General features: G+C 74.2%; 18 protein-coding genes. 8 read left to right on the forward strand and 10 right to left on the reverse strand.

Annotated elements, in window-relative coordinates; all coding sequences use genetic code 11:
- Positions 1–70 precede the first annotated feature (70 nt).
- Complete coding sequence (locus ABZ404_RS12050; RefSeq protein ID WP_358831552.1) at positions 71–484, reverse strand: ATP-binding protein; 414 nt, start codon at positions 482–484, stop codon at positions 71–73.
- Positions 485–689: 205 nt separating this feature from the next.
- Here ABZ404_RS12050 and ABZ404_RS12055 point away from each other — a divergent pair, with 205 nt between their 5' ends.
- On the forward strand, positions 690–1526 hold the full coding sequence (locus ABZ404_RS12055; protein WP_358831517.1) for a helix-turn-helix transcriptional regulator: 837 nt from the start codon (positions 690–692) through the stop codon (positions 1524–1526).
- Entirely contained in the window at positions 1523–1765 is a 243-nt protein-coding gene (locus ABZ404_RS12060) for a DUF397 domain-containing protein (protein ID WP_358831516.1), read from the forward strand. The genes ABZ404_RS12055 and ABZ404_RS12060 overlap by 4 nt, the downstream gene beginning before the upstream one ends.
- Before the next feature lie 7 nt (positions 1766–1772).
- On the opposite strand, the gene ABZ404_RS12065 is transcribed toward ABZ404_RS12060, so the two are convergent.
- Positions 1773–2438 carry a hypothetical protein gene (locus ABZ404_RS12065; protein ID WP_358831515.1) on the reverse strand — a complete coding sequence of 222 codons (666 nt, stop codon included), beginning with the start codon at positions 2436–2438 and terminating at the stop codon, positions 1773–1775.
- Between the two features lie 222 nt (positions 2439–2660).
- The gene (locus tag ABZ404_RS12070; RefSeq protein WP_358831514.1) at positions 2661–4712 is read right to left on the reverse strand and encodes an ATP-binding domain-containing protein; all 2052 of its coding nucleotides are present in this window, start codon (positions 4710–4712) and stop codon (positions 2661–2663) included.
- A gap of 294 nt (positions 4713–5006) precedes the next feature.
- On the opposite strand from ABZ404_RS12070, the gene ABZ404_RS12075 reads away from it, so the two are divergent.
- Positions 5007–5201 (forward strand): hypothetical protein, encoded by a 195-nt coding sequence (locus tag ABZ404_RS12075; RefSeq protein ID WP_358831513.1) that lies wholly within the window; start codon positions 5007–5009, stop codon positions 5199–5201.
- A gap of 286 nt (positions 5202–5487) precedes the next feature.
- Positions 5488–6615 carry a glycosyltransferase 87 family protein gene (locus ABZ404_RS12080; protein ID WP_358831551.1) on the forward strand — a complete coding sequence of 376 codons (1128 nt, stop codon included), beginning with the start codon at positions 5488–5490 and terminating at the stop codon, positions 6613–6615.
- Positions 6616–6659: 44 nt separating this feature from the next.
- Here ABZ404_RS12080 and ABZ404_RS12085 read toward each other — a convergent pair whose 3' ends face one another.
- Positions 6660–8309, reverse strand: a complete 1650-nt coding sequence (locus tag ABZ404_RS12085) for a DNA repair helicase XPB (RefSeq protein WP_358831512.1) — start codon at positions 8307–8309, stop codon at positions 6660–6662.
- Positions 8310–8417: 108 nt separating this feature from the next.
- The gene (locus tag ABZ404_RS12090; RefSeq protein WP_358831511.1) at positions 8418–11021 is read right to left on the reverse strand and encodes a helicase-associated domain-containing protein; all 2604 of its coding nucleotides are present in this window, start codon (positions 11019–11021) and stop codon (positions 8418–8420) included.
- Positions 11022–11102: 81 nt separating this feature from the next.
- Here ABZ404_RS12090 and ABZ404_RS12095 point away from each other — a divergent pair, with 81 nt between their 5' ends.
- A complete protein-coding gene (locus tag ABZ404_RS12095) occupies positions 11103–12149 on the forward strand; it encodes a hypothetical protein (RefSeq protein ID WP_358831510.1) in 1047 nt (348 codons plus the stop codon).
- Between the two features lie 542 nt (positions 12150–12691).
- Entirely contained in the window at positions 12692–13351 is a 660-nt protein-coding gene (locus ABZ404_RS12100) for an HAD family hydrolase (protein ID WP_358831509.1), read from the forward strand.
- Here the strand turns inward: ABZ404_RS12100 and ABZ404_RS12105 are convergent.
- Entirely contained in the window at positions 13348–13596 is a 249-nt protein-coding gene (locus ABZ404_RS12105) for a hypothetical protein (RefSeq protein WP_358831508.1), read from the reverse strand. The two genes, ABZ404_RS12100 and ABZ404_RS12105, sit on opposite strands and share 4 nt — an antisense overlap.
- Positions 13597–13768: 172 nt before the next feature.
- Here ABZ404_RS12105 and ABZ404_RS12110 point away from each other — a divergent pair, with 172 nt between their 5' ends.
- On the forward strand, positions 13769–14152 hold the full coding sequence (locus tag ABZ404_RS12110; RefSeq protein ID WP_358831507.1) for a cold-shock protein: 384 nt from the start codon (positions 13769–13771) through the stop codon (positions 14150–14152).
- Between the two features lie 94 nt (positions 14153–14246).
- On the opposite strand, the gene ABZ404_RS12115 is transcribed toward ABZ404_RS12110, so the two are convergent.
- The 4 genes from ABZ404_RS12115 to ABZ404_RS12130 are packed head-to-tail and all read right to left on the reverse strand — an operon-like array spanning position 14247 to position 17611.
- Positions 14247–15107, reverse strand: coding sequence for a 1,4-dihydroxy-6-naphthoate synthase (locus ABZ404_RS12115; protein ID WP_358831506.1), 861 nt, complete (start codon positions 15105–15107; stop codon positions 14247–14249).
- Positions 15100–15738, reverse strand: a complete 639-nt coding sequence (locus ABZ404_RS12120; RefSeq protein WP_358831505.1) for a futalosine hydrolase — start codon at positions 15736–15738, stop codon at positions 15100–15102. Before ABZ404_RS12120 ends, ABZ404_RS12115 begins: the two co-directional genes overlap by 8 nt.
- Before the next feature lies 1 nt (position 15739).
- Positions 15740–16237, reverse strand: coding sequence for a DUF2771 domain-containing protein (locus ABZ404_RS12125; RefSeq protein ID WP_358831504.1), 498 nt, complete (start codon positions 16235–16237; stop codon positions 15740–15742).
- 27 nt (positions 16238–16264) lie between these two features.
- On the reverse strand, positions 16265–17611 hold the full coding sequence (locus ABZ404_RS12130) for an MFS transporter (RefSeq protein ID WP_358831503.1): 1347 nt from the start codon (positions 17609–17611) through the stop codon (positions 16265–16267).
- Between the two features lie 292 nt (positions 17612–17903).
- Between ABZ404_RS12130 and ABZ404_RS12135 the strand changes: the two genes are divergently transcribed.
- Positions 17904–18812 carry a DUF3027 domain-containing protein gene (locus ABZ404_RS12135; protein ID WP_358831502.1) on the forward strand — a complete coding sequence of 303 codons (909 nt, stop codon included), beginning with the start codon at positions 17904–17906 and terminating at the stop codon, positions 18810–18812.
- Positions 18813–19598: the final 786 nt, after the last annotated feature.

A 19598-nucleotide genomic window follows, 5' to 3' on the forward strand; every position in this document is an offset into this window, starting at 1 on the left:
TTATCCCACCACACATGCCCCCTTCGAACACAAGCGCCACCAACGGTACGTCCATCGCGACGGCATCCGGCTACCCGTCCACCCGTACCTCGGCCCACACCGTCTTGCGCGGCACCGGCCCCTCGTCCGTGCCCCAGCGCGCGGCCACCGCTGCCACCAGCAGCAGCCCCCGCCCCGATTCGGCCTCGGCACGTCCGCCCGCGTCCGCCGACGCGCCCACGGTGGCCGGCAGCCGCCGGTCCCCCCGCCCGTCCGTCACCGCGATCCGCAGCGTCCCCTCCCGCAGGGCCAGGGCCAGTTCGAAGTCGCGGCCGGGCACGCGCGCGTGCAGCACCGCGTTGGACGCCAGCTCCGCGACGACCAGCGCGGCCGTGTCCGACGCCTCGCCGTGGCGCGGCACGCCCCACTCCGCCAGCCGCCGGACGGCGAGGAGCCGGGCCAGCCGCGCGCCGTGCCGGGTGGCGGAGATCCGGCGCCTGAACATACGTACGGTAGTGGACAGATGGGCGGTCGTCGTTCCGTTCTCGGGGTGCATGGGGCCACAGTGACGCCGCTCGCACGCCCGTGACCAGGCTGGAAGCGCGTACTCCGCGCGAGCGTACGCGGCCGTCCTGTAGACAGTACGGCCAACGGGCCGTAACTCTGGGTGAGTTACGCGCGGGGAGATCCACTCACCGGAGGGCAGCCACATGGCCTGGGACCACGAGGGGTACGACAGCGAGCCGGAGCCGTCGGACAGTCTGCGGACGTTCGGCGCGGTCCTCCAGGCCCTGCGGGAACACGCGGGGCTGAGCCGCGAGGACTTCGCCGTCCTGGTCGGCTTCTCCAAACACACCGTCGCGTCCGTTGAGTTGGGCCGCCGCATGCCCGACCCCGACTTCGTCGAGAGCGCGGAGGCGGCCCTCGGCAACACGAACGCGCTGCGCAGCGCGATGCAGTACCTCAACCGCCAGCCGGGCCTCGCCCGCTGGTTCCGCCGCTGGGCGCAGTACGAGCGGTGCGCGATCAGCCTCTACACGTACGAGTCGCGGCTCGTACCGGGGCTGTTGCAGACGGAGGCGTACGCGCGGACGTTGTTCGGGGAGCGCGTGCCGCCCCTGGCCGACGCCCAGGTCGAGGTCCAGTTGGCGGCCCGGCAGGAGCGGCAGCAACTGCTGCGGGACCGGCCCAACACGTCGTTCAGTTTCATCATCGAGGAGCACGTCTTCCTGCGGCGCACGGGTGGAGCGGAGGTGACCCGCGAGCTCATCGACTTCATCCTGGAGTGCACTTCCGCTCGGAACATCCAGTTGCAAATCATGCCGATGACCACGGGAGTTCACGCCGGACTGGGCGGTCCCATCCAGCTGCTCGAAACCCCGGCCAACCGGTGGTTCGGCTACTGCGAGGGGCAGCGAGGCGGCCTGTTCGTTTCCGATCCCAAAGAGATCAGCACGCTCCACATGCGGTATGCGAAACTGCGCACGCAAGCCCTCACTCCCGAGGACTCCGTGCGCCTGTTGGAGCAACTGCGAGGAGCGTTATGACCAGCACCGAACTCGCCTGGTTCAAGAGCAGTTACAGCAGCGGATCCGGTGACGACTGCGTCGAAGTCGCCCTCGACTGGCGCAAATCCACGTACAGCAGTAGCGGGGACGGCGACTGCGTGGAGGTGGCCGCCTGCCCCGCCACCATCCACGTCCGCGACTCCAAGGACCCGCAGGGCCCCGCGCTCGCCCTGTCGCCGGCCGCGTGGGCGCGGTTCGTCCCGTACGCGGCCGGCTAGGAGCGGGCTACTTCCAGTAGAGGCCCTGGCCCATGGTGAAGGGGCTGCCCCAGTACTCCGCCGACACGACCTTCGTCGTCGCGGAGGGCGCCAGCGCGACCGCGCAGCCCTTCTGGGTCTTGCCGTGGGTGAAGTCCTTGGGCAGGGACTCGTTCGGGCACTTGTCGAAGTGGCCGATGACCATGAGGTTCTGCGCCTCGGTGTCGTCGCCGAGGTGACCCTTCATGTGGCCGACGGAGGCGTACGCCAGGTCCGTCGTGCCGACGTTCTCGACCGTGTAGCGGATGTAGTACGGGACCTTCCCGCTGACCTTGTCGCCGAGCTTGAGCGGGGCCAGGTCGGCGGGGGCGCCCTTCTCGATCGCGTCGACGGTGAGCGCGATCTCGCCCTTTGTCGTGGTGCCGTAGGTGAACGGGAACCGCGCGGCCTCGCCCAGCTTGAACGTCTGGCCGCCCTTCGCCTGGCCGGCTCCGCCGCCGCCCGAGGGCGCCGGGGGCTGGGTGGACGGCGCCTGGGACGCGGGTGCGGACGGCGTCGGCTTCGCCCCGCCGACCGGCTGGTCGGCGCCGTCGTCCCCGTTGCACGCGCTCAGCGCCAGCGAACCGACGACCACCAGGCCGACGGACGCCAGCTTGACCCGGCCGCCGCCCTTGCGCATGACAGAACTGCTCATGGTGTGAACTCCCCCGTTGAAGCGATGACGCTGTGGACCGATGCTGTGGACCGCCTTGGCGATCTCTACGAACAGAGTTCCTACGGGACGAGCGCGACGCGTCGCCAGCGGGGTGTCCGAAATGCCCGGGCCCGTGGCCGATTCATGACGTCGCCAGGACGAAAGCGCTACGCGAGGCGGACATCGGCGACCTGGGGCGGCCTGGGGCTCAGCGGCGGCGGATCAGGTCAGCTGGGCGGGCAGGGGCGCCGCGTGGCAGACGGTGAGGCCCGAGACCGCCCGGGTCAGCGCCACGTACAGGCGGCGCAGGCCGGTACGTTCGTCCGGTTCGCCGTCGACCACCGCCGAGGGCTCGTCCAGGACCACGTAGTCGTACTCCAGGCCCTTCGCCAGGGAGGCGGGGACCAGGGTGAGCCGGGACTCGGCCGTGGTCTCCTCGCCCGGGTCCAGGAACGCCAGGCCCGCCGCCGTCAGCGCCTCGGCGAGCACCGGGATCCGCGCGTCCGCCGCGATCAGGCCGGTCGATCCCTCGTGTTCCAGCGCCTGGCGGCAGGCGGCCAGCACGTCCGCGTCCAGCTCGTCCGGGGCCGAGGCGCGCACGGCCAGCGAGCCGGGGGTCTCACGCACCGACTCCACCGGGGCCAGGCCCGGCGAGATCGACGGCAGCAGCCGCGAGGCGTACGCGATCACCTCGCGCGGCACGCGGAAGCCCGCCGTCAGCTCCTCCACCACCGCATCCGGCTTGCCCAGATGCCTCAGCGCCTCGTCCCAGCTCGCCGTCGCCCAGGGCGTGGTGCCCTGCGCCAGGTCGCCCAGGACGGTCGCCGAGCCGGTCGAGCAGCGGCGGCCGACCGCCCGGTACTGCATGGGGGAGAGGTCCTGCGCCTCGTCGACCACCACATGGCCGAGCGAGTGGGTCCGCGCCACCAGGTCGTTCGCCTCGTCGATCAGCACCGCGTCCGCCGCCGACCACTTGGCGGCCCTGACACTGCGGGCGGGCTTCGCCCACAGGATCGTCTTCTGCTCGTCCGCGCTGAGCAGTCCCTCCGCGTGCGCGGCGAGGAAGTCGGCGTCGGAGAGCAGCCGCAGTACGAGCTTCGCGGGGTCGACCGGCGGCCAGAGCTCCTTCACGGCCGCCTTCACCGCCGCGTTGCGCGCCACCGCGTCCTGCACCCGGTCGTCGGGCGCCTCGCCCGCCTGCTCCATCCGTACGAGCACGGCGTGCGCGATGCGCTGCGGCAGAGCGTCCCGGGCGGCCCCGTACCGGATGTCCCGCTCCTGCAACTCGCGGACGATCTCCTCCAGTTCGTACGCCGGGATCCGCCAGCGGCGCGAGCCGCGCACCACCACCAGGGGCTCGGTGGGCATGCTCACATGGCTGCGGACCGCCCGGCGCAGCACCTCGGCCATCCGGGCGTCGCCCTTGACGATCGCGGCGGGCGCGTCGTCGACGCCCTTCACCTCGACGTGCGCCACCAGGTCGTCGACGGTCGCCTGCTTGACCTCCAACTCGCCCAGCGCGGGCAGCACTTGCTCGATGTAGTGGAGGAAGGAGGCGTTGGGGCCGATGACCAGCGTGCCGGTGCGGGCGAGGCGGTCGCGGTGGGCGTAGAGGAGGTACGCGACCCGGTGCAGGCCGACGGCCGTCTTGCCGGTGCCGGGGCCGCCCTGCACACAGACCGATCCGCCGAGCCCGGACCGGACGATCTCGTCCTGCTCCGGCTGGATCGTCGCCACGATGTCGCGCATCGGGCCGACACGCGGGCGCTCGATCTCCGCCTGGAGCAGCTTGCTGGTGGTGGCCGCCTCGGCGGGGTCGGTGAGGTGCTCGTCCTCGTACGCCGTGAGCTCGCCGCCCGTGTAGCCGAAGCGGCGGCGCAGCCCGATGTCCTGGGGGTCCTTGCGGGAGGCGCGGTAGAACGGCTGGGAGACCGGCGCACGCCAGTCGATCACCATCGGGTCGCCCTCGGCGTCGTGGACGTGGCGGCGCCCGATGTAGAACCGCTCGCCCCCGGCGCCCTCGGCCAACTCGGCGCCGGGGGCGTGCAGATAGTCGAGGCGGCCGAAGAAGAGCGGGGTGTGCGAGAGGTCCGCCAGGGCCTTGATGCGGTCGTCGATCTGGCGCTGGAGGACGGCGGCGTTCACCCAGTTCGCGGTGACGTCCTTGATGTCGAGGTTCTGCACGTCCTCGCGCATCGCACGCAGGGCCGCGCGCGACTCGGCGAGGTGGGCGCGCTCACGGCTGAGGGGGTCTTCGGGGTCGTGCGGGGACACGGGGTTCCTCCGGGAGGCTGATCGGGCGGGATCGCCTTGCGGCTTCGGCGGCCGGCCGGTTTCCGTCCGGGCGGCGGCGCTCCTCGGAGGGAGGCGGGGAAGCGGCGATTGTAGTCAGGGGGGCCGGGCGGGGCGAACGAATTTTCCCGGGGCCGGCCGGGACCCCGGGGCAGCCCCTAGGGAGCGGGGTCCTACCCGTAGGGGACGGCCTTGGACCAGAGGTGGACATGGGGGGCCGGACGGTTCCGACCGCAGAGCGATGAAAGAGGAGGGGCCCGGGAGCACCATGGATACATGAGCACCGTGACCTGCACCCCCGCGCCCACCGTCCCGGCCCCCCGGGGCGCCACCGCCACCGGCGCCGAGCACGCCCCGCACCGCGTCGGCAACGCCCTGCGCGCCGCCAAGGCCTTCGCGGGCGCCGCCCTGAGCGTTGTCGTCCTCGGGGAGTACTCGGAGGAAGCGGGCGTCCGCCGCCGCCACCGCTGACCCGATCCCCCCAAGGGGCGCGGGGAACTGCGCGACCAGCCCGCGGCGACCCGCAGCCGAACACCCGGCCCCCCTCACCCTCCCTGCCCGCTGAGCCTGCCCCGGCCCGCTCGTCGGATCCTCTAGGGTCACGCCCGTGAAGTACCGGAACGTGACCGATCGTTCGCGCAGAGCGACACCCGCCACATCCGCCGCAGCCGTCACACCCGCCGAACCCGTCACATCCGCCGAACGCGTTACATCCGCCGCAGCCGCCGCAGCCGTCACACCCGCGACCGGCGTGGTCCTGCTCGCCCTCTCACTCACCGCACTGGCAGCGCTCTGCCTCGCCCTGCGCGTCCCCATGGCGGACGCCCTGGTCTACCGGGCGGAGGGCGCGGCCGTCGCGCACGGCACCGATCTGTACGGCTTCACCGTCACCCGCTGGCACCTGCCCGCCACCTACCCGCCGTTCGCCGCGCTCCTGTTCGTGCCGACCACCTGGCTCCCCGTACCGGTGCTCAAGGCCGCCTTCGCCGTCGGCAACGCGCTGCTGCTCGCCCTCCTGGTACGGCTGTCCTGCCGGTTCGCCGGAATCACGGTCCACCCGGCCGCCCTGCTCGCCGCCACCGCCGCCGGGCTCTGGCTTGAACCGGTGTTCCAGACGCTGCTGTTCGGCCAGATCAACCTCGCCCTGACCTGCCTGGTCCTGGGGGACCTCACCAGGCCGCCCGGCTCCCCCGGCAAGGGCTTCGCGACCGGGGTGGCGGCGGGCATCAAGCTCACCCCGGCGCTCTTCCTGCTGTACGCGCTGCTCAGGGGGCGGTGGCGGGAGGCGGGGGCGGGCGCCGCCGCGTTCGCCGGGACCGTGCTGCTGGGCGGGCTCGTCCTGCCCGGCGCCAGCGTGGACTTCTGGACGCGGCGGCTCTTCGAGACCGAACGGGTCGGCAAGGTGTGGATCGTCGACAACCAGTCGCTCCAGGGGCTGGTGGCCCGGCTGCTCCACACGCCCGCGCCCGGCGCGGCGGGGGTGGCGGTGGCGGCGCTCGTCGCGGTGACCGGGCTGTGGATCGCCCGGCGGGCGCCCGAGCGGTGGGGGGTCCTGGTCACCGCCCTCACCGCGCTGCTCGTCTCCCCGGTCAGCTGGTCCCACCACTGGGTGTGGTGCGTTCCGCTGCTGGCGGTCCTGGTGGCCGAGGGGCGGGTCCGTACCGCCGTCGCCGTGGCGGTGGTGTTCACCGCGCGCACGCTGTGGCTGGTGCCGCACGAGGGGGAGCTGGACCTCCACCTGCCCTGGTGGCAGCAGCCGTTGGCATCACCGTACGCACTGCTGGCACTCGCCCTGTCAGCCCGGGCCGCCACCCGCCTGCGGCCCGGCGCACCCGAGGGGCGCGGGGAACCGCGCGAGCAACCGACCACGGCCCGCAGACAATGACCCGGCCGGTCACGGGTCCGGGGGACCGCCGGACTCGGCCCCCGTCAGCCCACGTCCCCCGCGAGCAGATCGTCCGCGTCCACGATCCGGTACGCGTACCCCTGCTCCGCCAGGAACCGCTGGCGGTGCGCCGCGAAGTCCTGGTCGAGGGTGTCGCGGGCCACCACGGAGTAGAAGTGCGCCTGGTGGCCGTCCGCCTTCGGGCGCAGCACCCGGCCGAGCCGCTGGGCCTCCTCCTGGCGTGAGCCGAACGTGCCGGAGACCTGGATGGCGACCGTCGCCTCGGGCAGGTCGATGGAGAAGTTCGCGACCTTGGAGACGACCAGCACCGAGATCTCGCCCTGCCGGAAGGACTCGAAGAGCTTCTCGCGCTGCGCGTTGGGCGTCTCGCCCTTGATCACCGGCGCGTTCAGATGCTCGCCCAGCTCGTCGAGCTGGTCGATGTACTGCCCGATGACGAGGATCTGCTGGCCCGCGAACTTCCGCACCAGCGCCTCGGTGACCTTCCGCTTGGTGGCGGTGGTCGCGCAGAACCGGTACTTCTCCTCGGTCTCGGCCGTCGCGTACGCCAGCCGCTCGGAGTCGGTCAGATTGACCCGGACCTCCACGCAGTCGGCGGGCGCGATGTAGCCCTGCGCCTCGATCTCCTTCCACGGCGCGTCGAACCGCTTCGGGCCGATCAGCGAGAAGACGTCCGACTCGCGCCCGTCCTCGCGCACCAGCGTCGCCGTGAGACCGAGCCGCCGGCGGGCCTGGAGGTCGGCCGTGAACTTGAAGACCGGCGCGGGCAGCAGGTGCACCTCGTCGTAGACGATCAGCCCCCAGTCCCGGGAGTCGAAGAGCTCCAGGTGCGGGTACACACCCTTCCTGCGGGTGGTGAGCACCTGGTACGTGGCGATGGTGACCGGCCGGATCTCCTTGCGCGTCCCGCTGTACTCGCCGATCTCCTCCTCCGTCAGCGAGGTGCGCTTGACCAGCTCGTGCTTCCACTGCCGGGCCGAGACGGTGTTGGTGACCAGGATCAGCGTGGTCGCCTTGGCCTGCGCCATGGCGCCCGCCCCCACCAGCGTCTTGCCCGCGCCGCAGGGCAGCACGACCACCCCGCTGCCGCCGTGCCAGAACCCCTCGACGGCCTGCTTCTGGTACGGCCGCAGCGCCCAGCCGTCCTCCGCGAGCTCGATCGGGTGCGCCTCGCCGTCCACGTACCCCGCGAGGTCCTCGGCGGGCCAGCCGAGCTTGAGCAGGGTCTGCTTGATCTGGCCGCGCTCGGAGGGGTGCACCGCGACCGTGTCCGCGTCCAGCCGCGCGCCGACCAGCGGGACGATCTTCTTGGAGCGCAGGATCTCCTCGAGGACCGGCCGGTCGGTGCTGGTCAGCACCAGACCGTGGACGGGGTGCTTGCTGAGGGTGAGCCGTCCGTAGCGCGCCATCGTCTCGGCGACGTCGACGAGCAGGGCGTGCGGCACCGGGTAGCGGGAGAACTCGACGAGCGCGTCCACCACCTGCTCGGCGTCGTGCCCGGCCGCACGCGCGTTCCACAGCCCCAGCGGGGTCAGCCGGTAGGTGTGGATGTGCTCCGGCGCCCGCTCCAGCTCGGCGAAGGGCGCGATGGCCCGGCGGCAGGCGTCGGCCTGCTCGTGGTCGACTTCCAGGAGCAGGGTCTTGTCCGACTGGACGATCAGTGGCCCGTTCACGCGGTGCACCCTCATTCCGTACGTACGTGGAGGCGGCGAAACCTCCAGTGTGCCTCAGCGGGGCGCGGGCGGGGGCGCGACGGCCGGCCCGGGGGGACGGCCGTCGGCTCAGGCGGGGTCGTCCGCCAGCTCCGCGACCCCGGTGATCCGGTGCAGCGGATAGGTGCGCACCTCGTCGGCCGTGTGGTCGTACGCCGTCACGAACCCGCCCTCCACCCGCACCGGCGCGATCACCCGCTGGCTGGCGGCGCCGTCCGCGTTGACGTAGCCGATCCACAGGGCCGAGCCGGTCATCACCGCGGCCTGGACGGTGGCCAGCGTCTCGGCGGCCGTGGTGCGCGGCAGCCCGCCCGGTTCGGCGGGCGTGGCGCGCGGAACCTCCTTGCGGACGACCGTGGCGGCCTCGTCGCCCGCCCGGATCGCCCGGACCGCCGCGCCGAGCAGCGTCTCGTCGGGCAGCGGCGGGCCCTCCGGCACGGGCGCGGGGACGGCACGGGGCGGGGTGCGGCGGGTGTCGGCGCGGGTGATCACCACATCGCCCTCGGCGGACTCGGCGGCCGGGGCGTACCCCATCGCGCGCAGCCCTTCGAGGAGCGCGGCGGGGTCGGCCTGGGCGGCGAGCACGGTCGGGGCGAGCCGCCGCAGCCGCAGCCCCGCGGACCGCTTGTCCGCGACGATCTCGTCGAGGAGCGCGTCGTCGTCGCAGCGCACGTACGCCGAGGCCGCGCCGACCCGGAGGTGGCCGTGGCGGCGGGCCACGTCGTCGATGAGGTAGCTGAGCGGCTGCGGGACCGGGGTGGCGCTGTGCGCGGCGAGGAAGGCGTGCAGGTCGGAGGCGGCCTGCCCGGCGTCGAGGGCGCGGCGCACCGAGGCGGGCGTGAACCGGTACACCGTCGCGCCGCCCTTCGACTCGATGTCCGCCAGCACGTTCAGGGTCGCGGCGAGCGGGCGCCGCAGCGGGCCGGGCGCGACCGCGGTGAGGTCGGCCTGGAGCAGGACGTGGTCGACGGGCTCGGGCAGGTGCGGCGCGAGCGCGGCGGCGGCCGCGAGACCGGCGGGCGGGGTGGTGGCGCCGGACCGGGGCGCCCTGGCGGTGTCGCCGGCCGCGGCGAGCAGCGCCCGTCCGTGCCCGGCGAGCGCGCCCCGGCCCGTCACGCCCAGCCACTCCGCCTCGGCCAGCGTCCACCGGGCCAGCCGGGGCCGCAGGTCCTCGGGGCCGGTACGGGACGGGTGCTCCCAGCGCAGCCGGGCCAGCAGCGTCTCGGGGTCGGGTGCGGTCCCCTCGGGCAGCAGCGCGAGCAGGGCCAGCACCCGGTGGCGCACCTCCGGGGCGGGGGAGCGGTCCAGGTCGGGGCCGAGGGCCGCGAGGGTGCGGGCGCGGGCGTCCTGGTCGCCGACCAGGCCCGGCGTACGGGTCGCGGCGAGCCACGCGGCGGCCAGCCGCGACCAGCGCTCGGCGGGCGGCAGGTCCAGCCAGTCGTCGTACGCGGGCGTCGGCGCGTACCGCTCGTCCGCCTCCCCGTCGGACGCCAGCAGCCCGGCCGCGTAGGCGAGTTCGAGCCAGAAAGCGGCGGCCTGCTCGGTGGTGTCCAGGGCGGCGGCCGTCCGTTTCAGGTCACGCACGCTCAGACCGCCCGCGCGCAGCACGGCCGGCCCGCCCTCGTTCCACTCGGCCAGCAGGTCCTCGACCATGGTCAGCGCGGTCAGCGCCTGCCCCGCCGCCGCGGAGTCCACCACCTGCGGCTTGTACTCCCGGGCCGGCGCGACGGCGGGCGCCACCGGCTCGGGCGCCCGGTGCGCGCGCCCGGCGCGCAGATGCAGGGCGGCCTCGCGCGGCAGGACCACCGTCCGCGCCGAGGTCGGCAGCAGCAGCCCGTGGTCGCGCAGCCAGCGCACCGGCGGCGCCGGATCCGCCGACACCTCGCCGTACGGCGGCCCCCACACCAGCCGGTCGAGCACCGCGAGCGCCTCCGGCGGGGCGGTGTCGAGCAGCTCCGACATCCGCGTCCGGTCGGTGAAGAGCGAGGTCAGCGCGGCGACCGCGGAGACCGGGTCATGGGTGGCGGGGAGCCCGGCGGCCCGGAGGATCTCCTGCACCCGCCCCGGCGACATCCCGGCCGTGGCCTCGGCGACGGTCGGGCCGAGGCCGGTGGGGGAGGGGTGCGCGGGGGAGGGCGCCAGCAGCTCGCGGGCGGTGCGCACCAGCCGCAGCCGCTCGTCGGTCCCCCACACCAGCGCCTGCTCCCGCAGCCCCGCGACCGCCCCCGGCAGCGCCTCCTCGACGGCCGGGTCGCCCTCGTCGCCCGCCAGGAGCGCGAGCAGGACCGGATAGGGCGCCGGGTCGGGCGCCACGGCCAGCGCCTGCGCGGTCTGGAGCGCGAACCGGTCCAGCCGCTCCAGCGCCCGCACCACCGAGGCCCGCGTCCCGGCGCGGGTGGCCAGCTGCGTCAGGTCGTTGGGTACGGGAGTGAGCAGATCGGGCCGGGCGCGCAGGAGCGCGGCGAGGGAGGAGTCGGGGCGCGAGCGGAGCGCTTCGGCGAGGGTGCGGGGCGCGGCGGGCACGCGGGTGCCGCCGGCGGCGTGGTCGTCGGCGGTGTGGCCACCGGCGGCGTGGTCGGCGCGGGCAGCACGGCTGTCGGGTCCGCTCACTCCACCCGCTCCGGTCGGTGCTTCGGACACGTGCGCCTCCTGGTCGCGCTCGCCAGTCCCCATCCGCCCCACGGTAGCCGCTGCGCGCTACCGTCAGGGCAGGGAGGCGGCGGCGGGCCCCGGCGGGGCACGAAGGGGAACGGTGTGGGGATCGAGAGCGACCAGCTGGTCTACGACTACCTGAGCCGGGTCGGCGACCTGGCCCAGCGGCGGCAGTTGCCCTCCGCGGCACGGATGCGTCTGGTGTCCGGGCTGCGCGACGAGATCGACCGCAGACGGGCGAAGTTCGGCGCCGACTCCCCGGCGGCGGTGCGCCGGATCCTGGGGCGGCTCGGTACGCCGGACGAGGTGGTGGAGTCCGTCTCGACGGCCGGGGCGTACGAGGCGCCGCCGGAGGTGGAGACGGCGGGTCGGGGGGTGCCGGGGCAGCGGGACGGGGGCCGGGGACGCCGTCAGCTCTTCCCCCGCCCGCGCGAGTCGTCCCCGAACCCCCCGCCCGCCCCCGCGCCCTCGTCCCCATCTCCCTCCTCGCCTCCGCCTCCGCCGGTGACGGCCGCGTCGCCGCCGCACCTCGCCGGCATGGACGAACTCGGCTCCTCCGACGGCGAGCCGGACTGGTGGCGGATCGAACCGGGCCCGTTCGGGGGCGGCCCCGGGGAGTCGGTGGCGGGGTTCGTGGGCGGGGTGGAGATCCCGGAGATACTGCGGCCGCCGGAGGAGTTGGCGAAGGCGGAGGCGGCGAGGGCGGAGGCGGCGAAGGCGGCCGAGGCCGCGAAGGTGGCCGAGGGCGCCGAAGAGCCGGTCGAGGCGGCCCTCGACGAGCCTCTGGCGCGGAGGATCCGGCTCCCCCGCCCGTCCTTCTCCAGCCCGCTGCTGCTGGCCGCGGCGGCGCTGCTGGTGGTGGGCGCGGCCCTGGGCAACTGGTTGGCGCTGGGCGGTGGCTGGCTCCTGGCGTACGTGTCACGCCGTCTGACGCCCGCGGAGACGAAGTGGGCGGTCCTGGGCCTGCCCGGCCTGGCGGTGGCCGCGGGCGCGGCCTGGCTGTGGGGCCGCCAGGACGGCCGCTGGGGCACGCCGATCGCGGAGGGGGCGATGGGGGATGCGGTGGCGGGGGTGTGGCCGTGGGTGGTGCGGGGGGCCGCGGTGGGGTCGGCGGCCTTCCTGTTCTGGCGGGCGCGGCGTCCCCGCTGAGGGGTTTTCCCCCACCCCACCCCTTCCCGAAAGCCCTGGGCGGGCGGCCGTGAGTTCTGCCTGCGGGCCGACGCCGGCTGGCCGCGAAGTTCCGCGCCCCTGAAGGGCCGGGTCTTTGTCTGCACCTGGGTGGTGGGCTGGTCGCGCAGTTCCCCGCGCCCCTTGTCGGGCCGGGACTTCGTCCGCGGACCGTGGGTGCCTGGTCGCGCCGTTCCCCGCGCCCCTTCAGGGCTCGGACTTCGGCTGCGGGCCGTGGCCGGTTGCTCGCGCCGTTCCCCGCGCCCCTGGAGGGGGCGAGTGGGGGAGTTCGGCTGCGGGGAGGTGCCTCAGGGGCGCGGGGAACTGCGCGACCGGCCCAGCACGGTCCGCAGACGAAAGACGGGGCCCGGGGCGCGGCCCCGTTCGGGAGTCCGGGGCGCGGCCCCGTTCGGGAGTCCGGGGCGCGGCCCCGTTCGGGAGTCCGGGGCGCGGCCCAGGGAAGGTGGCTCTCGCCCCCGGAGGGTTCAGGGGAGGGGCGGGGTGGGGGAGACACAATGGGGGGCATGGCTACGCGTACCGTCGGGTTCGACCTCGACATGACCCTCATCGACTCCCGCCCCGGCATCCACGCCTGCTACACCCGCCTCGCCGAGGACACCCACACCCCCATCGACGCCGACGCCGCCGTCAGCCGCCTCGGCCCCCCGCTGGAGTGGGAGCTGAGCCACTGGTTCCCCGAGGACCGCGTCCCGGAGATGGCGGCGCGGTACCGCGAGCTGTACCCCACGTACGCCATCGCCCCCACCCACGCCCTCCCCGGCGCGGCCGACGCGATACGCGCGGTCCAGGAGCTCGGCGGGCGCGCCATCGTCGTCACCGCCAAGAACCGGCCGCAGGCCGCCCTGCACCTCACCCACCTCGGGCTGGAGCCCGACGAGCTGATCGGCGGGCTGTGGGCGGAGGCCAAGGCGGAGGCGCTGCGCGCGCACGGCGCCTCGGTGTACGTCGGCGACCACACCGGCGACGTCCGCGGCGCCCACGCCGCGGGCGCGCTCTCGGTGGCCGTGCCGACCGGCCCGATCGGCACGCGGGAGCTGCGCGAGGCGGGCGCGGACGTCGTCCTCGCCGACCTCACGGAGTTCCGCCCGTGGTGGAAGGCGTACGTCAGCGCGCAGGACACCCTCCGGGCCGCTCCCCCCGCCGCTCCCCAGCCCGCTCCCTAGGCCGCCCCGCGGCCCGCCCGCACCGACCGCACCACACCCGCCCCGGCGATCAGGAAGCCGACGCCCATCAGCATGCACACCGCGTAGGCGACGGGCGGGAACGGGGAGGTGTGCAGGAACAGCGGCGCCACCGTGACCAGCGTGGCGAGCGCGCCGACGAAGAAGACGATGACACCGGCGCGAACCAGCCGGTCCCCGCTGTTCGACTCGTCCCTGGCCGAATTCGCTTGGGTTTCGTTACTCACTCGGTCAGGGTAGTTCCCTGCCCGTAAGGACCCGCCGGGACGTCTTGTCAGCAGCCTCTGGACCATTAGCCTTGGTGTCGGCGGGTCCCAAGGCGACCCGCTGCAGTGCTATCCAGAGCCGTTCTCCGCGGCGCCCCGAGCACCCACGACGAGTACGAGGACGAGGACAGACGTGCCTACCGGCAAGGTCAAATGGTTCAACAGCGAGAAGGGCTTCGGCTTTCTCTCCCGCGACGACGGCGGCGACGTCTTCGTCCACTCGTCCGTGCTCCCCGCCGGGGTCGAGACACTCAAGCCCGGCCAGCGCGTCGAGTTCGGCGTGGTCGCGGGCCAGCGCGGTGACCAGGCGCTCTCGGTGACCGTCCTCGACCCGGCCCCCTCGGTCGCCGCGGCCCAGCGCCGCAAGCCGGACGAACTGGCCTCCATCGTCCAGGACCTGACGACCCTGCTGGAGAACATCACGCCGATGCTGGAGCGCGGCCGCTACCCCGACAAGGCGGCCGGCAAGAAGATCGCCGGCCTGCTGCGGGCGGTGGCGGACCAGCTCGACGTCTAGTCCGCTGGACCGCGAACCCGAACCGGTCCGTGAACCCAAACCGGTCCACGAACCAGAACCGGTCCCCGAGCCTGAGCCGGTCCACGAACCCGGGCTAGTCCACGAACCTGAGCGCGTCGCGGCCGAGCGGAGGCACCAGCCCCTCGGCCGCGGCCCGCGTCAGCAGCCCCCGCACCGCCGCGTAGCCGTCCTCGCCCAGGTCGTGGGTGAACTCGTTGACGTAGAGCCCGATGTGCTGGTCGGCGACCGCCGGGTCCATCTCCTGGGCGTGCTCCCGTACGTACGGCCGGGAGGCCTCCGGGTCGTCCCAGGCCATGCGGACGGAGGTCCGGACGGCCTCGGCCAGCTCGCGCAGCCGGGCCTCGCCGAGCGAGCGGCGGGCGATGATCGCGCCCAGCGGGATGGGCAGCCCGGTCGTCGACTCCCAGTGCTCGCCCATGTCGGCGAGCGAGTGCAGCCCGTACTCCTGGTACGTGAAGCGGGCCTCGTGGATGACGAGTCCGGCGTCCACCCGGCCGTCGCGCACGGCGGGCATGATCTCGTGGAACGGCATCACGACGACCTTGCCGACGCCGCCGGGCACCACGTCGGCCGCCCAGAGCCGGAAGAGCAGATACGCCGTCGAGCGCTCGCTCGGCACGGCGACGGTCCTGCCGGTGAGGTCCACACCGGGCTCGCGGGTGAGCACCAGCGGGCCGCAGCCGCGCCCCAGCGCCCCGCCGCAGGGCAGCAGCGCGTAGTCGTCCAGGACCCAGGGCAGCACGGCGTACGACACCTTCAGCAGGTCGAAGCCGCCGTCGCCGGGGCCGCGTTCGGCGATGCCGTTGGTGATGTCGATGTCCGCGAAGGTGACGTCGAGCCGCGGCGCCCCGGGGACGCGGCCGTGCGCCCAGGCGTCGAAGACGAACGTGTCGTTGGGGCAGGGCGAGTAGGCGATGCGCAGCGGCTCAGTCATGACCGTTCCAACTCTCCAGTACGGGCGGGAGCTTCCCGAAGGCGTCGGTGAGTGCGGCGAGCGCGTCCCCGATCCGCCAGGCGGAACGGTCGCGCGGCCCCACGGCGTTGGAGACGGCCCGGATCTCCAGCACGGGAACCCCCTGCTGGGCCGCGGCCTCCGCGACCCCGAAGCCCTCCATCGCCTCGGCGGCCGCCCCCGGGTGCCGGGCGGCCAGCTCGGCGGCGCGGGCGGCGGTGCCGGTGACGGTGGAGACGGTGAGAACGGGCCCGTACACGGCGCCGATGGCCCCGGCGGCCGCCCGCGCGAGCGGCTCGGGCGGCAGATGGGCGCAGCGCCCGAAGCCGAGCGCCTCCACGTCCCGGTATCCCTCGGGCGTGTCGGCCCCGAGGTCGGCGGCGACGATCCGGGACGCGACGATGAGGCCGCCGACGGGCGCGGCGGACGGGAACCCGCCCCCGATCCCGGCCGAGACGACCAGGCCGTACGGGGTGCGGGCCAGAGCGGTGGCCGTGGCGGCGGCGGCCGAGGCGGGGCCCACGCCCCCCACGAGGACGTCCGCGCCCGCCGGGCACGCCCGCGTGACCGCGTCCCGCTCGGCGGGGACGGCGGTCACGACCAGGACGCGCATGTCAGCCGTTGTCGTGCTTGAGGGTGAAGCCCCACACCGACTTCGGCTTGTTGTCCTCGTTCACCTGCACGATGTTGATCTTCCGGGACTTCGGCGCCGCGGACTGGCCGCCGGTCGCGAAGACGTCGGCGTTGGGGAACGAGCGGTAGGTGGTGCTGATGGGCTCGCCGAAGATCGGCGAACCGTCGAGCAGCGCGATCCACTTGTCGCCGTGCTCCACCACGTCCGGGTCCACGCCCAGACGCAGGGTCGAGCCCGGCGAGTACTTGATCGTCTTCGAGGTCTTCACGCTGCTCAGGCAGGTGGTGAGCTTCTCCTCGGAGAGCACCTTGCCGTCGTTGCGGCAGGCGGCCTCGGCGTTCACCGAGGTCGTCCCGACCGTCACGGTCGCGAGGGGCGTCGGCTTGTCGCAGGCGGAGAGGGCGAGGAGGCCGACGGAGACAGCGCCCAGGGCGATGCCGGCCCGGCGGGCCTTACCGGAGGTGAACGAGGCGGTCATGAGCCGAAGGCTATCGGTCCGCCGAGATCACGCCACGCGCGGGTGTGGTGTGCCGCGCCGCGACGAGCTCAGCAGCCCCCGTACGGACGTGAGCGCGCCCACCGCGAGCAGGCCCGCCGCGACCGACATCCCGAGCACGCCGTTGAGCGGCAGCACGATCCCTATGGCACCGCCCACCACCCACGACATCTGGAGCGCGGTCTCCGAACGGGCGAACGCGGAGGTCCGCACCTCCTCGGGCACATCGCGCTGGAGCATCGCGTCCAGGGACAGCTTCGCCAACGCCTGCGTGAAGCCCGCGGTCGCCCCGAGCACCGCCATCAGCACCCCGCTGAAGAACGCCGCCGCGCACACCCCCGCGCCCAGCGCGGCCAGCAGCGCCGCCACGATGATGATCTCCGGGCCCCGCGAGCGCAGCATCGAGCCCGCCGCCGTGCCGAGCGCGTTGCCCACGCCCGCCGAGACGCCGACCACGCCCAGCGACACGGCGGCGCTCTGCCCGGACAGCGGGTGCTCGCGCAGCAGGAACGCCAGGAAGAAGATCAGGAAGCCGGAGAGCGCGCGCAGGGCCGCGTTGGCGATCAGCCCGCTGCGCACGGACGAGCCGACCGAGCTCAGCCCCGGTTTGCGGCCCGCGCGCTCGACCAGGCCGGCCTTGCTCTCGCCCTTGGCGGAGTCCACCTTGTGGTCGAGCGTGAAGGCCAGGAACGTCCCCATCACGAACAGGCAGAACGCCCCGTACAGCGGCCACTCCGGCCCCACGTGCTGGAGCCCCGCGCCGATGGGGGCCGCCGCCGCCGTCGCGAGCAGCCCCGCGAGGGTGACTCTGGAATTGGCCTTGACCAGCGAGAACCCCGGTGGCAGCAGGCGCGGCACGACCGCGCTGCGCACCACTCCGTACGCCTTCGACGCCACCAGGACGCCGAGCGCCGCCGGATACAGCTCCAGGCCGCCGGTGGCGACCGCGCCCGACATGGTGAGCGCGAGCAGCGCCCGCGCCAGCATGGCGCCCGCCATCGCGGCGCGCCGGCCGTGCGGCATCCGGTCGAGCAGCGGACCGATCACCGGGGCCAGCAGGGTGAACGGGGCCATCGTGATCGCCAGGTACAGCGCGACCCGGCCGCGGGCCTGGTCGGTGGGGACGGAGAAGAACACGGTGGACGCCAGGGCGACGGTGATCATGACGTCCCCGGCGCCGTTCACGGCGTGGAGTTCGATCAGTTTGCCCAGGCCCGACTCACCGGCGCCATGGGCATGTGTCGCCTTTCGGATGGAACGCGCGGTGCCCGTGATGGGCAGATGCAGCGCTCGGCCGACCGTCCGCCCCGCCCTGCGGAGGGGACCGGCCGTATCGACGGACCTCGCGGTAGCCACATCTGTCATAGTGCCCCAACCCCGTCTGACCATGACGTACCGACAGGGATTCGGACCGGCAGGTGGGCCACGGGCCGCGAAGGGGGTAGCGTGACAGGCGCGCCGCCCGCGGCTGCTCATGGCCGCGCGCCTCTCCGCGATCCCGCAGAATGGATGGCGAAAGGCGCGCCCCTGATCAGTTCACGGCCCGGGCGCGGACGTCGACGCGGCCCCTTGGTCCGCTCCGTCCGCGACTCGTACGTACGCGGTCCCCGGCGCACCCGTGAGACGGCGTAGGAGAGAAGCGAGACCTGTGAGTGCTGCGACGACGCGAAGCCGTACCCCCGACCGCCTGTGCGCCGAAGCGGTCGACCTCGCCCGGGAGGCGGCCGAGGAGGCCGCCGCGCCCGGCGTGGTCGGAGAGCACGTATCGGTGGTGGCCGAGGGCGACCGGGTCGTCACGCACTTCTTCGAGTGCAAGGAGCCGGGGTACCGGGGCTGGCGCTGGGCGGTGACCGTGGCGCGGGCCTCCCGCGCGAAACTGGTCACCCTCGACGAGACGGTCCTGCTGCCCGGGCCCGACGCGCTCCAGGCCCCCGAATGGGTGCCGTGGAGCGAGCGGCTGCGCCCCGGGGACATGGGCCCCGGCGACCTGCTGCCCACCGAGGCGGACGACCTGCGCCTGGAGCCCGGCTACACCGGGGAGGACGCCCCGCCGCCGAACTCCGCCGTCTCCGAGGAGATGGCCGAGCGGGTCGAGGCCGAGGACGCGGAGCTGGTGGCCCGCCCCGGTGCCGCGCGCGGCACGATCGCGGCGGTGGCCGAGGAGCTCGGCCTGCGCCGGGCGCGCGTGCTGTCCCGGTACGGGCTGCACGCGGCGGCGGACCGCTGGGACGAGTCGTTCGGCGCGAAGACCCCGATGGCGCAGGCGGCACCGGCCTCCTGCGTGTCGTGCGCCTTCCTGGTCCCGCTGGCCGGGTCGCTGCGGCAGGCCTTCGGGGTCTGCGCGAACGAGTTCAGCCCCGCGGACGGGCGTGTCGTGTCGCTGTCCTACGGCTGCGGCGGCCACTCGGAGGCGGCGGTCATGCCGAAGCCGCCGCGGCCTTCGGCGCCGGTGCTGGATACGTTGGGGGCGGATGCGTTGGTGTTGCGGCCGGAGGGGTTCGGGTCTGTGGAGGCGGGGGCCCCGGACGAGGATTCCGAAGACCTCGGCCACTCCTAGCCCCACCCCCGTCGTGGCTGCGCCCCGGGCCCCGCGGGGGCGTGAGGGGTCCGGTCTTTGGGGTCGGGACTTTGTGTGCGGGCCGGTGGTGGGCTGCTCGCGCAGTTCCCCGCGCCCCTTATCGGCCCGGAGTTCGTCTGCGGGTCGTGGGTGGCCGATCGCGCAGTTCCCCGCGCCCCTGAACGCCGCGGGGCTGCGCCCCAGCGCCCCGGGTCCCCGGTCTTTCGTCTGCGGGCCGTGCTGGGCTGGTCGCGCAGTTCCCCGCGCCCCTGAGGGGGTTGGCCGCGGCCGAAGTAGTTGGATCGGCCACGGGTTTATAGGGCCGCGGGGCTGGGACACAATGCGGCCCCTTCGCACGGATGCGACCACCCAGCCGATCGCCCCGCAGGGGCGCACAAAGGGGCGCGGGGAACTGCGCGCTCAGCCCTCCACGATCCGCGGACGAGGTCCGGCCTTTGAGGGGCGCGGGGAACTGCGCGAGCAACCACGGCCGACCCGCAGGCGAAGTGCCGGGCCGATAGGGGGCGCGGGGAACTGCGCGATCGGCCACCCACGATCTGCGGACGAAGACCGGCCGCTTCAGGGGCGCGGGGAACTGCGCGAGCAAGCCACCACCGGCCCGCACACGAAGTCCCGGCCCAAAAGGGGCGCGGGGAACTGCGCGACCAGCCCACCACCGGCCCGCACACGTAGTCCCGGCCCAAAAGGGGCGCGGGGAACTGCGCGACCAGCCCACCACCGGCCCGCACACGTAGTCCCGGCCCAAAAGGGGCGCGGGGAACTGCG

Source organism: Streptomyces sp. NPDC005878, from assembly GCF_040629815.1.
Lineage (GTDB): Bacteria > Actinomycetota > Actinomycetes > Streptomycetales > Streptomycetaceae > Streptomyces.

Coding starts and splice junctions, on each gene's coding strand:
- ABZ404_RS12050 (WP_358831552.1), bottom strand. CDS start 484: ATGTTCAGGCGCCGGATCTCCGCCACCCGGCACGGCGCGCGGCTGGCC.
- ABZ404_RS12055 (WP_358831517.1), top strand. CDS start 690: ATGGCCTGGGACCACGAGGGGTACGACAGCGAGCCGGAGCCGTCGGAC.
- ABZ404_RS12060 (WP_358831516.1), top strand. CDS start 1,523: ATGACCAGCACCGAACTCGCCTGGTTCAAGAGCAGTTACAGCAGCGGA.
- ABZ404_RS12065 (WP_358831515.1), bottom strand. CDS start 2,438: ATGAGCAGTTCTGTCATGCGCAAGGGCGGCGGCCGGGTCAAGCTGGCG.
- ABZ404_RS12075 (WP_358831513.1), top strand. CDS start 5,007: ATGAGCACCGTGACCTGCACCCCCGCGCCCACCGTCCCGGCCCCCCGG.
- ABZ404_RS12090 (WP_358831511.1), bottom strand. CDS start 11,021: ATGGGGACTGGCGAGCGCGACCAGGAGGCGCACGTGTCCGAAGCACCG.
- ABZ404_RS12100 (WP_358831509.1), top strand. CDS start 12,692: ATGGCTACGCGTACCGTCGGGTTCGACCTCGACATGACCCTCATCGAC.
- ABZ404_RS12115 (WP_358831506.1), bottom strand. CDS start 15,107: ATGACTGAGCCGCTGCGCATCGCCTACTCGCCCTGCCCCAACGACACG.
- ABZ404_RS12120 (WP_358831505.1), bottom strand. CDS start 15,738: ATGCGCGTCCTGGTCGTGACCGCCGTCCCCGCCGAGCGGGACGCGGTC.
- ABZ404_RS12125 (WP_358831504.1), bottom strand. CDS start 16,237: ATGACCGCCTCGTTCACCTCCGGTAAGGCCCGCCGGGCCGGCATCGCC.